At 66.2% G+C, this 12,788-nt stretch carries 10 protein-coding genes; 7 read left to right on the forward strand and 3 right to left on the reverse strand.

Annotated features, from left to right (window positions below):
• Positions 1-56: 56 nt before the first annotated feature.
• From BMX78_RS00830 to BMX78_RS00855, 6 genes are all read left to right on the forward strand, one after another.
• On the forward strand, positions 57-1,796 hold the full coding sequence (locus BMX78_RS00830; RefSeq protein ID WP_091415229.1) for a glycerol-3-phosphate dehydrogenase/oxidase: 1,740 nt from the start codon (positions 57-59) through the stop codon (positions 1,794-1,796).
• A gap of 39 nt (positions 1,797-1,835) precedes the next feature.
• A complete protein-coding gene (locus BMX78_RS00835) occupies positions 1,836-2,324 on the forward strand; it encodes a PTS sugar transporter subunit IIA (RefSeq protein WP_091415232.1) in 489 nt (162 codons plus the stop codon).
• Positions 2,325-2,385: 61 nt separating this feature from the next.
• Complete coding sequence (locus BMX78_RS00840; protein WP_091415234.1) at positions 2,386-3,246, forward strand: SURF1 family protein; 861 nt, start codon at positions 2,386-2,388, stop codon at positions 3,244-3,246.
• Positions 3,243-3,761: a DUF3817 domain-containing protein gene (locus tag BMX78_RS00845; protein ID WP_091415237.1), complete on the forward strand. Its 519-nt coding sequence runs from the start codon at positions 3,243-3,245 to the stop codon at positions 3,759-3,761. The genes BMX78_RS00840 and BMX78_RS00845 overlap by 4 nt, the downstream gene beginning before the upstream one ends.
• A 112-nt stretch (positions 3,762-3,873) precedes the next feature.
• On the forward strand, positions 3,874-5,463 hold the full coding sequence (guaA, locus tag BMX78_RS00850) for a glutamine-hydrolyzing GMP synthase (RefSeq protein WP_091415239.1): 1,590 nt from the start codon (positions 3,874-3,876) through the stop codon (positions 5,461-5,463).
• Positions 5,464-5,593: 130 nt separating this feature from the next.
• Positions 5,594-9,823 (forward strand): DUF4011 domain-containing protein, encoded by a 4,230-nt coding sequence (locus tag BMX78_RS00855; protein ID WP_091415242.1) that lies wholly within the window; start codon positions 5,594-5,596, stop codon positions 9,821-9,823.
• Between the two features lie 109 nt (positions 9,824-9,932).
• Here BMX78_RS00855 and cpaB read toward each other — a convergent pair whose 3' ends face one another.
• The 3 genes from cpaB to BMX78_RS00870 form a co-directional block, all read right to left on the reverse strand.
• Positions 9,933-10,658 (reverse strand): Flp pilus assembly protein CpaB, encoded by a 726-nt coding sequence (gene cpaB, locus BMX78_RS00860; protein WP_091415244.1) that lies wholly within the window; start codon positions 10,656-10,658, stop codon positions 9,933-9,935.
• 100 nt (positions 10,659-10,758) lie between these two features.
• A complete protein-coding gene (locus BMX78_RS00865; protein WP_091415247.1) occupies positions 10,759-11,034 on the reverse strand; it encodes an FmdB family zinc ribbon protein in 276 nt (91 codons plus the stop codon).
• 123 nt (positions 11,035-11,157) lie between these two features.
• On the reverse strand, positions 11,158-11,778 hold the full coding sequence (locus BMX78_RS00870; protein ID WP_091415249.1) for a 5-formyltetrahydrofolate cyclo-ligase: 621 nt from the start codon (positions 11,776-11,778) through the stop codon (positions 11,158-11,160).
• A 104-nt stretch (positions 11,779-11,882) separates the two neighbouring features.
• Here BMX78_RS00870 and galU point away from each other — a divergent pair, with 104 nt between their 5' ends.
• Positions 11,883-12,788 (forward strand): UTP--glucose-1-phosphate uridylyltransferase GalU, encoded by a 906-nt coding sequence (galU, locus tag BMX78_RS00875; protein ID WP_091415252.1) that lies wholly within the window; start codon positions 11,883-11,885, stop codon positions 12,786-12,788.

Raw genomic sequence — 12,788 nt, forward strand, 5'->3', positions numbered from 1 at the left:
GCCGCGACAAAGTAGTGTGGTTCCACGACCGGGACTAGCGGCACTGGAGGCGTTCAATGAAGAGTTTTCCTGACAACGGCGGAGCCCTGGGGCCTGCGGCCAGGGAAGCTGCCATCGGGCGGCTGAGGGCGACGGCGGACCCTGGCCGGGAGCTGGACATCCTCATTGTTGGTGGCGGCATCGTGGGCACCGGAGCTGCCCTGGATGCCGTCACCCGGGGGCTGGACGTGGGCATCGTCGAGGCGAGCGACTGGGCGGCGGGAACCTCCTCCCGGTCCTCCAAGCTCATCCACGGTGGACTGCGCTACCTGGAAATGCTTGACTTCGCGCTCGTCAAGGAGGCGCTGCAGGAGCGCGGACTGCTGCTCTCCGAGCTCGCGCCACACCTGGCCCGGCCCGTGCCCTTCCTGTATCCGCTGACCAAACCCTTCCTCGAACGGCCCTACGTTGGCGCCGGCATTGCCCTGTACGACGCCATGTCCGTCTCCAGCGGCCACAGCAGGGGAGTACCGTTCCACAAGCACCTCACCAAACGGGGAACGCTGCGCGCGGCGCCAAGCCTGAAGGACGACGCTTTTGTGGGATCGATCCGGTACTACGACGGCCAGGTGGATGACGCCAAATACGTCGCCAACCTGGTGCGGACGGCCGCCTACTACGGCGCCCACGCCGTAAACCAGATGGCAGTGGTGGACTTCCTGCGCGAAGGCGAACGGGTGGTGGGCGCCAAGGTGGTCAACCATGAGGACGGGACGCAGTTCAACATCCGGGCCAAGCAGGTCATCAACGCCACCGGCGTCTGGACCGACGAAACCCAGGCCATGGTCACCGAACGCGGCCAGCTGAAGGTCCGCGCCTCCAAGGGAATCCACCTGGTGGTTCCCCGCGACCGTTTCCAGTCCACCGTGGGCCTGATCCTGCGCACCGAGAAGTCCGTGCTGTTCGTCATCCCCTGGGGCCGGCACTGGATCATCGGCACCACGGACACGGACTGGCACCTGGACAAAGCCCACCCCGCTGCGTCCAGCAAGGACATCGACTACATCCTGGAGCACGTCAACAAGGTCCTCAAGCGGCCCCTGACCCGCGAAGACGTGGAAGGGGTCTACGCCGGCCTGCGCCCGCTGCTGGCCGGGGAAAACGACTCCACTGCCAAGCTGTCCCGCGAGCATGTTGTGGCACACCCTGTTCCCGGCCTGGTGGTGGTGGCCGGCGGCAAATGGACCACGTACCGGGTGATGGCCAAGGACGCAGTGGACGAGGCAACCCGGACCATGGACGAACGGGTCCCGCCAAGCTGCACGGAAACCATCCCGCTGCTGGGCGCGAGCGGCTTCAAAGCGGCCTGGAACCGGCGGAACCGCACCGCTGAGGAATCCGGCGTGCATGTGGCCCGGATAGAGCACCTGCTCAACCGCTACGGGTCCATGACCCCCGAGGTGCTGGCCATCATCAAGGAAAACCCTGCCCTCGCCGAACCGATCCCCGGCGCGGATGACTACCTGCAGGCCGAGGCGGTCTACGCAGCCACGCATGAAGGCGCCCGCCACGTCCACGACGTCCTCACACGGCGGACCCGGATTTCGATCGAGGCGTGGGACCGCGGTGTGTCAGCCGTTCCCGTAGTCGCTAAACTGATGGGTGACGTCCTTGGCTGGAGCGAAGCCCAACGCGAAAACGAAATCAGGCACTACATCGCACGGGTGGAGGCGGAACGCCTGAGCCAGCAACAGCCGGACGACGAATCCGCAGACGCCGCCCGGCTGGGCGTGGAAGATATCGTGCCCTTGCGCTGAAGGGCCCGCGGCACCAGCTCCTCACTGAAGGGATACGCCTTGGCGGAACCACTTGACCGGTACGATGCCGATCTCACCACTCCCGACATGGTCATCCTGGAGCTTGAGGCAAAAGACAAGGCGGACGCCGCCACCCAGCTTGCGGAACGGCTCTTCGCCGCCGGCCGCGTGTCGGACCTGCCCGGATTCCTTGAACACGTGAACGCACGGGAGCACCAGCTGGCCACCGGTCTTCCCGGCGGCATCGGCCTGCCGCATGCCCGCAGCGAATACGTCTCGCGCACCTCGATCGCCGTCGGTATTGCCAAGTACGGCCATGCCCTGGACTTCGGCGCCGCGGACGGCCCGGCCACGGTGATCCTGCTGATCGCCACCCCAGCCAGTTCTTTCTCGGACCACCTCGAAGTCCTGGCCACACTGGCCCGTTCGCTGTCCAAGGAGTCCTTCCGCGAATCGCTCCGGCGTGCCTATGACCCCGAAGTTATTTCGGAGCTCATCAATTCCAGCCTGGTGTTTTTCGATCACTGACGCCCCGGCCAGGCCACCAGGCGTTTAGTTGTTCTACAGCGGGACGAAGTACGGTTAAGACGTGTGGAAAACTGCCCTCAAGCCCCGATGGATCGCAGGATTTGTCTTTGCGATCGTGATATCCGGGGTCTTCGTGCTGCTCAGCCAATGGCAGTTCGGACGCTCCACCCAGCCGGAAGCGCCCGTCAACCCGGCCACCGAGCAGGTGCAGCCCCTCACCCAGACGCTGGAGCCCGGCGACTTTTTCCACGGGACCGACGCCGACCAGATGGTCAGTGCGCAGGGCACCTACGATCCCGCCAAACAGGTCCTGGTGCCGGGCCGGCTGCACGACGGCAACACCGGCTACTGGGTAGTCTCCGCCTTCGCCGTCTCCGGCGCTCCCACCCTGAGCGGCGTGGGCGCCTCACCGCAGACGTGGATCCCGGTGGCCCGGGGATGGGTGGCCGATCCCGCTGATGCCGGCGACCCGCCGTCGGGCACTGTTGAACTCACCGGCCGGCTCCTGCCGTCCGAGGCGCCCTTGGCCGGCACGGCGGCCGCACCCGGGCAGGCCACCGCGGTGTCCGTGGCTGAACTGATCAACTACTGGGAAGTCAGCAGCTATCCCGGCTTCGTGGCCGCCACCGCCGAGGTGGCCAACGGTGCCGATGTCAGCGCCGCGGCGGTCCGGGGGGACCTCCTTCCCCTTGACATCGGGCCCCAGCCGCCCGCCCAGAAGATCAACTGGCTCAACCTTTTCTACTCCCTCGAGTGGGTTGTGTTCGCCGGCTTCGCACTCTTCATCTGGTGGCGGCTGGTCAAGGACGACTACCACCGGGACCTCGAAGAAGCCCTCGACGAAGCCGAGGACCACCATCCGCCAGCAGGGCAAAACCAGCACCAGCAACCAGACCAGAACCAGCAAAAGGTACAGCCATGATTGATCCGAAACCGGCCAACCCCGCCTCGGCCCCAAGCACCAACACCAGCGGCAAGCCATCGGGCAAGAAGCGCCGCTTCGGCGGCACCGAGGCGCAGATCCGGTCCGCCCTGAAGTTCTACAAGGTGCTGGCCTACCTGACCGGCACCATGCTCCTGCTGCTGTGCGCCGAGCTCATTGCGAGGTACGGGTTCGGGCAGTACCTGTTCGCCGGCGGCACGAACGCGGTCACGGGCCAGCCGTTCGGCTTCGGGTTCGCGGACGCGGAACCCCAGGGCGTGCTGGGCGGCGTCAACCTGTCCGTGACTGTCCTGATCGTGCATGGCTGGATGTACGTGGTGTACCTGATCTCCAACTTCCGGCTGTGGTCGCTGATGCGGTGGCCGTTCCTGAAGCTGGTCCTGCTGGCATTGGGCGGCGTTATCCCGTTCCTGTCCTTCATCGTGGAGAAGAAGTTCCATGCCGAGGTGGAGGCCGAACTCGCGGCCCACCCGCAGGCACCCCAGCGGTACTGATGTCCTGCAGCCGCGGCCGCCGGCTGCGGCTGTCGACGCAGGGGACGTTCGCTCCGTCACAGCAGGGCGTCCCAAGGTGCGCCGGTGCAACGGCGCAAAGTAGGCTATTACGGTGACTACTCCCACTGCATCCCAGACTTCCCAGAAGCCGGTGCTGGTTGTTGACTACGGTGCCCAGTACGCGCAGCTGATTGCCCGCCGCGTCCGGGAAGCAAATGTGTATTCGGAAGTGGTTCCGCATACCTACACAACCGAGCAGCTCCTGGCCAAGAACCCTGCCGCCATCATCCTTTCCGGCGGCCCGTCCAGCGTCTACGCTGATGGCGCCCCGAGTGTCGGAGCAGACCTGTTCGAAGCCGGGGTACCCGTCTTTGGCATCTGCTACGGCTTCCAGGCCATGGCCAACGCCCTGGGCGGCAAGGTGGACAAGACCGGGCTGCGGGAGTATGGCTCCACGGAGACAACCATCCTGGGCGAGGGACGCTCTGTCCTTGAGGGCATGCCGCAGCACCAGAAGACCTGGATGAGCCACGGCGACTCCGTCCATGAGGCGCCGGACGGCTTTGAAGTACTGGCGACGACGGCGGGAGCCGAAGTGGCTGCCTTCGCCAACGAGGAAAAGGGCCTCTTCGGTGTCCAGTGGCACCCCGAGGTCAAGCACTCCGCCTACGGCCAGCAGGTCCTGGAAAACTTCCTCTTCAAGGGCGCCAGGATCGAACCCAACTGGACCACGGGCAACATCCTTGAGGAGCAGGTGGAGCGGATCCGCAAGCAGATCGGCGATGCGCGGGTCATCTGCGGCCTCTCTGGCGGCGTGGACTCCGCGGTTGCCGCTGCCCTCGTCCAGCGCGCCGTTGGCGACCAGCTCACCTGTGTGTTCGTGGACCACGGCCTGTTGCGCGAAGGCGAAGCCGAGCAGGTGGAACGCGACTTTGTTGCTGCCACCGGCGTGAAGCTCTACGTTGCCAACGAGCAGGAACGCTTCCTGTCCGCACTGGCCGGGGTCAGCGATCCGGAAACCAAACGCAAGATCATCGGCCGGGAGTTCATCCGCGCCTTTGAGGAAGCGGAACTGGCCATCATCGCCGAGGCGGCCGCACACGGCGAGAAGATCAAATTCCTGGTCCAGGGCACCCTGTACCCGGACGTCGTCGAATCCGGCGGCGGCGAAGGTGCAGCGAACATCAAGAGCCACCACAACGTGGGCGGGCTCCCTGAGGACCTGCAGTTCGAGCTCGTGGAACCGTTGCGGGCCCTCTTCAAGGACGAGGTCCGCGCAGTCGGTGCCCAGTTGGGCCTGCCCCAGGAAATCGTTGGCCGCCAGCCCTTCCCGGGTCCCGGACTCGGTATCCGCATCGTTGGCGAAGTCAACAAAGAGCGGCTTGACCTGCTGCGCAAGGCCGATGCGATCGCCCGTGCCGAGCTCACCGCAGCCGGACTGGACAACGAAGTCTGGCAGATGCCGGTTGTGCTCCTGGCCGACGTCCGCAGCGTCGGCGTTATGGGCGACGGACGTACCTACGGACACCCCATCGTGCTCCGTCCGGTCTCCTCCGAGGACGCCATGACGGCGGACTGGTCACGGCTGCCGTACGAACTCCTCGCAAGGATCTCCAACCGCATCACCAATGAGGTGGAAGGCGTCAACCGCGTGGTGCTCGATGTCACCAGCAAGCCGCCGGGAACCATCGAGTGGGAGTAGCAGCATGAGTGGCCGGCCTCTGGTGAAGAGGCCGGCCACTGCTGTTTCTTCCCCGAAATCCTCGCCCAATTTAGCCCGCCCCAGTGTTGCGGTCGCTCAGTCCGGCGCCGGAGCGGCTACTCTCGAATCTATGCCGGTATGGTCCAGGGCGTCACGCGCAAGCGCAGAAAAGAAGGCAGTAGTGTCAGTTGGTCAAGGCCACCCGGAGGGCTCGGAGGAGCTCCGTAAATGGCTGTCCGGGCTTAAACCCGTCACCGGGGCGGACACCATGCTGCGCTTCACCAAGACGCCCGAAGGGTCCATCGATCTGACCCATGCACACCCGTCCGGCCTGGCCCAGCTCATGGCGGGGCGCCGGACCCGGCTCTCCACCCTCATCCGGGACCGCCAGCAGTACGTGGTGGCAGCCCGGGCGTCCCGGAACATCCGGTCCAAGATCTTTGAGCTTGCCAACGACCGCGGCATCGACGCCGGATACCTCTCGGCGGGCACGGTGGTGTGGACGTCCGCCGTGGGGGGCAAGCCGCAGCGCATTTCCGCGCCGGTGATGCTCACGGCGATTTCGCTCACCGTCCGTCCGGGCGAGGACGACTACGAACTGCAGCTCACCGAGCAGGCCCACATCAATCCCGCCCTGGTGCGGCATTTGAAGAACGTGCACGGCATCGTCTTTGACGTCAACGCGGTCACCCGGCTCGCCTACAGCACTGCCCGGTTTGATCCGCAGCCCGTCCTGGACCGCCTGGCAACGCTGATCAGGCCCATTCATGGCGCGGAAGCGCAGCACAACCTGCTGGTGTCCACCTTCGCGGACCTTTCCGGCAACCTGGACGATCCGTGGATCAACGACTCCAACCCCCTCGTCTCCGCCCTCGCCACTGCCGCCGGCGGCGAAGTAGTGGACGTCGAGGAGCCGGATCCATCCCGGTTCCCGCCGCTGGACAGCAGGCACCCGCGGGACGAGATGCTCCTGCTCGATGCCGACGTCGACCAGCAGTACGTCATCGACGCCGCCCGTGCCGGCGATTCGCTGGTGGTCAGCAGCCCTCCCGGAACAGGCCAGACACAAACTGCCATCAACACCATCGGTGCCCTCGTGGATGCCGGGAAGACCGTGCTGGTGGTGGGCGACCGGCGGGCCAGCCTCAACGAGGTGTCCGGCCAGCTGGAGGCCCTGGGGCTTGAATCCATCCTGTTCCAGCTGTCCGGGAACGTTACTCCGCAGCAGCTGAAGGGACAGCTGGTCCGGGCCATTGTCCGGAACGAGAAATCCCTCGAACCCCAGCTGGGGAACCTGCACAGCACACTGACCGAGCACCGCCATGCCTTGATGGACCATGTGGCGTCGCTGCACAACGTGCGCCAGCGGTGGGGCTGCTCGCCGTACCAGGCCATGCAGTCCCTGGCTGAGCTCACCTCGATCCACCCGTCACCGGCCACCACAGTCCGGTTGAAACGAAGCGTCCTGGACAGCATCCGGGACCGCAACGAGCTGGCGGAGCGGCTCCGCCGGGCGGCGGAGCTGGGAAGCTTCAGCAAGGCGTCCACCACCAGCCCCTGGCACGGTGCGCGGCTGCTTACCCGCAAGGAGACCGAAGAAGCGCAGGACCTGGTCCGGTCCGTTGAAAAAAGCCTTCCGGCGCTGCGTGAGCGAATGAACGCAGTGGCTGAGCACGCCGAGATCCGGCTGGGTGAGTCCTTTGCCGAATGGGGGGAGCAGCTCGAGCTCCTGATGGCTGTGCGCGGAAGCCTGGACAAGTTCACCCCGGACATTTTCGACCGGCCCGTCACGGACCTGATCTCCGCCACCGCGCCGTCAGCCTGGCGCCGCGAGCGGGGCATCGAAATGACCGCCATGCAGCGTTCGCGCCTGCGCAGGGTTGCCAAGGAATACGTCAGGCCGGGCGTGCATATCGCCGACCTGCACAGTTCGCTTGTCCTGGTGCAGGAACAGCGCGCGCTGTGGGCAGGCTATGCCACCACCCAGCGCCACCCCGCGGTTCCTTCCGGGCTCGCGGAAATCAGTGCCATGTACCGTGCCCTGGACCGCGAGCTGGCCCAGCTGGGCGAAGCGCTGCGGCACACCAGTGCCGGGGGAGACTTGTCCGCCGTCCGGTACGCGGAGCTTATGGAGCGGCTCGAGCGGCTCGTGGCGGACACCGATACGCTCAAGACCCTGCCCGAACGCACCCTCCTGGTAGAGAACATGCGCGAGCACGGGCTGGGGGAGCTCCTGGCTGACCTTGCCGAGCGCGAGGTGCCGGCCCACTCGGTGGCGGCAGAACTTGAACTGGCCTGGTGGCAGTCGGCGCTTGAGGCCATGATCAGCGGCGACGACTACCTGGCGATGTCCGACGGTGATGCCCTGCGGCAGCTTGAGGCCGAATACAGGCTGGCGGACAACGCCCATATTGCCAGCGGGGCGGCACGGCTTCGTTGGGACCTGGCCGAGAGGTGGCGGGCCGCTATTGCCGCCCATCCCCGCCAGGCCGATCTCCTGAAGAGCCTGCTCAAGGACGGCAGGGTGTCCCTGCCGGCACTGACTGCGCAGGCCCCGGACCTCATCGGCACCCTGGTACCGGTCTGGTCCGTCAGCCCCTACCTGATGACAGGCCTCCTGCCCGCCGAACAGCACTTCGACGCTGTGGTGATCCTCGATTCCGAGGCCACATCGCTCCAGGCCGTCCTTCCGTCCATCGCCCGCGCCCGCCAGGTCATCGCCTTCGGCGACGCCATGATCGCCAGCCCGCGGACCTTCACCGTGGGGGTGGAGCGGCTCGCGGCGGGGGAGACGGCCCACCAGAGGGTGGAGAGTGCTTTCAAGGCATTGTCCGCAGTGCTTCCTGTGTGGCGGCTCAACTTTGTGTACCGCGCGGTGGATGAGGACCTGGTCCTTCAGCTCAGCAAGAACTTTTACGACGGCGGCCTCCGCCGGCTGCCCGAAGGCCAGTCCGCGACGGGCCTGGACCGGGCCCTGCTGGTGGAGTACCTGCCGGATGGAACGGGACTGCCCAGTGCCGATCATGAGGGCGTGGAGTCTGTAGTGGCTGAGGTTAACCGCGTGGTGCAGCTGGTTTTCGAACACGCACGCACCCGTCCCCGTACGTCACTGGCAGTGGTCACCGCCAGCCTCCGCCATGCCGCGAGGATCGGCGAGTCCATCCGGCTGCAGCTGCCCAACCACCCCGGCCTGGCAAGTTTCTTCGGCGCCGGTCCTGAGTCCTTCCGCGTGGTGGACCTGGAACGCGCCCAGGGCCTGGTGCGCGACCACGTCATCTTCTCTCCCGGCTTCGGCCGCACCCCGCACGGGCGTGCGCTGCACAACTTCGGTCCGCTCTCCGCCGAGGGGGGCCGGGAGAAGTTCGCCCTGGCGATGACCCGTGCCCGCCGGTCCCTGCACGTGCTCACCTGTTTCCGGCCCGAGGACCTGGACCACACCCGGCTGACGCACGGTGCGGTGGACCTGTATTCGCTGCTGGACCGCGAAATTTCAGGCAATACGGACCTCGGAACTCCCGCGTCGCGCGCGGCCGCCAGCGAACAGGCCCTGGGGGCAGATCCTTTGGTGGCTGACCTCGGAGACAGGCTGCGGGCACGCGGAGCACGGGTCTGGCACCAGTACGACGGTGCCATCGACGTGGTGGCAGCTGCCGATCCTCTGGGCACCATGGGCCAGGAGGACGCTGACCTGCCATGGCCGGTGGCGATCGAATCCGACGGCACCGAACAATACCGGACCATGAGCGTGCGGGAGCGGAGCCGGCTGCGGCCGCAGCTGCTGGAGCGGCTGGGGTGGAGGTACATGCCGCTGTGGACCATCGAGGTGTTCACCGATCCGTCCACCTGTGCAGACCGTATCGCCGGCTACCTGGGCCTTGAGCGGGTGGTCCTGCCGGGCAGGGGAGATACGTCAGTTGGGTTCCTCGACGACGACGTGGACCAGGCGCTCAACGGCATCCAGGCCGGGGAGCAGCGGTCCCGACGCAGTGCCGGCGCGGAACAGAACGTGCCCGGCAGGGACCAGGGCCGCTTGCAGGTACAGCATCCGGACAGCAAGGAGGCGGTCCACGTGGCCACCGAAGACAAGAACAATCACCCTTCCCAGGAGCCATCCCTCGCGGCCGGTGCTGCGCCGGAGGACGGCGACGTCCAGGGCCGGGACCAAAACCAGGATCAAGGCCAGGACCAGGACCAAAGCCAGGATCAGGGCCAGGTACGGAGCCGGGGGAAGGGCAAAGACCAGGCCGGCGGCGGTGTCCTCCCCACCAAGGCCGCCGAGGATGACCCCCGGCGCTGGGGCGACGCGGACGAGGACCACGATGCCTGGCTGAAGGAACAGAAGCCCCCGCACTGGGGCTGAGAGCGGGGCGTCCGCGGCGGCCAGCTTTCCTTCGCAGCACCGCTTTACGTCGCGCTCCCGCTGCCTTTCGCGGCACTGGTTGAAACTCCCTTGGCCGGCGCAGCTTTCGTTACGGTCCCACCAGGACAAAGAAGAGTTTGCCCTGCGTTGAGGCGCCGGCCAGGCGCGCCGCCTGCTCGGCACTTGCTGCCACAACAATCAGGCCGTCCGTCTCGGACGTGCCCAGCCACTGCCCGCTCTGGCCACCCTTGCCGGACGTCCAAAGGACGGGTACTGCCGTTGCCAGGACTTCTGACGGCGCCTGCTGGTCGAAGCCGTTGGCAGCTGTCAGCACAACGTTGACCAGCTGCCCGGGCGAGACGAGCTGGATGGAGGACGGGTCCGCCATTCGAAGGGGCACGGCGGCTGATCCCGGGGGTGTTCCGGCGAGCAGCCCGGGACCGAGCAGCTGGGCGTCTGTCAGCAGCTGGCCTTTGCGGAGCGGAGCTGCCAGCTGTTTGCCGGCCAGTTCATTGTCCTGGTCCAGGAAACCCGCAGCCATCATGTCCGGCGGGACTTGCACGTGCGCCAGGTCGGCCGGCGCCAGTGCTGAACCGGCGGGGAGGTCCCTCGCGGCGGCAAGTCCTGTGACGGTGTGAACGGGTGCGGGGGTGAGTTGATGGACGCTGATCGCGGCAGCTGCGCACAACAGCAGGGCGATGGCCAGCCGGCGGTTCCGGCTCAGCCAGCCGCCGAGACGCAGAGCAGCGGGCCGCCGGCCGGAGCTGCGGGGATTGCGGGTGCCACGCTGATAGCGGGAAGCGGCCCCGCCGGAACGGAAAACGTTTGCAGGCATGCGCCAACGCTAAAGCCGGCCGGACTGCCCGCGACAGGCGCAAGGCGCCTTATGTGGACAAACCGGCCGGCCGGCGTCGAACGGTGCTGTTCAGGTGGCCTTAGCTGGCCGCGGCAGCCGGAGCGGACGCGGCGGGTGCCGCAGCCGGAGCCGGCGCTGAAGAGGCCGGAGCGGCGGCAGAGACCGTGCTGCCCTTGGCGTCGCGGGAGTCGGTGCGGTAGAAACCGGATCCCTTGAAGACAACACCGACGCTGTTGAACTTTTTGCGCAGCGTCCCCTGGCACTCGGGGCACGAGGTCAGAGTGCTGTCCGAAAACGACTGGACGATGTCGAAGGCATGGCCGCAATCCTTGCAGGCGTACGCATACGTTGGCACTGGTGCTCCTCCTCTTGGGCAAAACGAGAGGTCCCGTGCTGCCCGGCCGGATGGTCCGTCCGTTAGCAGTCGCAGGGCCTGAGTGCTAATTCTATCATCCCCGCAGAACCAGGGGAGTTGGATTCAGCCGTGGCCGTTGAGAACCCGGATTCCTGATGGCGACAGGATGGCCGGGACCGGACGGTCAAACTCCTCCTCCGGAATCTGCCCCGCGGGAAGCAGTTCCTCGTCGTACACAACGGCCGCCAGGGGAATATTCTTCCCGGCGGTGGCCAGATGGCCCAGGAACTTGTCGTAGTAGCCGCCGCCTTGTCCGATCCTGTTGCCGGCAGCGTCCACGGCCGTCGCCGGGATAAAGAGCGCGGCAGCCGTTCCCGCCACGTCCGGACCGTGCCGCTCACCTTTGGGCTCAAGGATCGGGGCGAACCGGCTCTGCTCCAAACCCGCGGCAGGGTCCCAGAAGACCCAGGCCAATTCCCGTCCCGGCTCGCAAACCGGGAGCAGGACGCTGTGACCGTTGTTGTAAAGCGCGGTGATCAGCGGAAGCGTTGGGGGCTCCATGCCCACCCCGAAGTAGACGCAGACCGTTGCCCGGGCTCCACCGGTCAATGTTTCGGCCCAGGCGGCGCCGTGGCGTGCCAGGGCAGCGCCTGCCGCCTCAATCTGCTGCGGGGTCAGCGTAGCCCGCCGTTGGCGGTGTGCCGTGCGGATTCTGTTCTTGACAGCCTTGGGGTCCTCCAACACTGCATTCCTCCATCACTCGCCGCTGCGGCGATTTCGCTGCGGCCGCACAACCGGCGGCCCTTCAACAATTATTGATTGCTTGACGCTGACGTTAGATTAGTCGGGTGAGTACCAGTAACCCCAGAGTTCGCAAAGCCGTTATACCCGCAGCCGGACTCGGCACAAGGTTCCTGCCTGCCACCAAGGCCATGCCCAAGGAAATGCTTCCTGTCGTGGACAAGCCGGCCATCCAGTATGTCGTTGAAGAAGCCGTTCACGTGGGCCTCAACGATGTCCTGATGATCACCGGACGGAACAAGCGTGCCCTGGAAGACCACTTTGATCGCGTTCCATCGCTGGAATCCACGCTCGAGGGCAAAGGCGACGCCGAAAAACTGGCCTCCGTACAGGCCGCGAGCAATCTCGGCGATATCCACTATGTCCGCCAGGGCGACCCCCACGGACTGGGCCATGCTGTCCTCCGCGCCAAGCAGCACGTGGGCAATGAAGCCTTCGCTGTCCTCCTGGGCGATGACCTCATTGACGCCCGTGACGAACTGCTCAGCACCATGATCGACGTGCAGGCCAAAACGGGCGGCTCCGTCGTGGCCCTCATTGAGGTGGAACCCTCACAGATCAGCGCCTACGGCTGCGCGGACATCGAGGAGATCGACGGCGAGGGCTATGTCCGCATCAACAGGCTGGTTGAAAAGCCTGCCGCCGGGGAAGCTCCGTCCAACCTGGCCATCATTGGCCGCTACGTGCTCCACCCTGCCGTCTTTGATGTGCTGGAACGTACCGGTCCTGGCCGCGGCGGCGAAATCCAGCTCACAGATGCCCTGCAGGAACTCGCGTCCGGAGAGGGCGACGGGCAGGGTGTCTACGGTGTTGTCTTCCGGGGACGCCGCTACGACACCGGTGACAAACTGAGCTACCTGAAGGCGTGCGTCCAGCTGGCCATAGACAGCGACGACCTTGGCCCCGGCCTGCGGGAATGGCTGCCGGGCTTCACCGCCGGCCTCTCCAAATAG

This window comes from Arthrobacter sp. OV608 (assembly GCA_900110595.1).
Classification (GTDB): Bacteria; Actinomycetota; Actinomycetes; order Actinomycetales; family Micrococcaceae; genus Arthrobacter.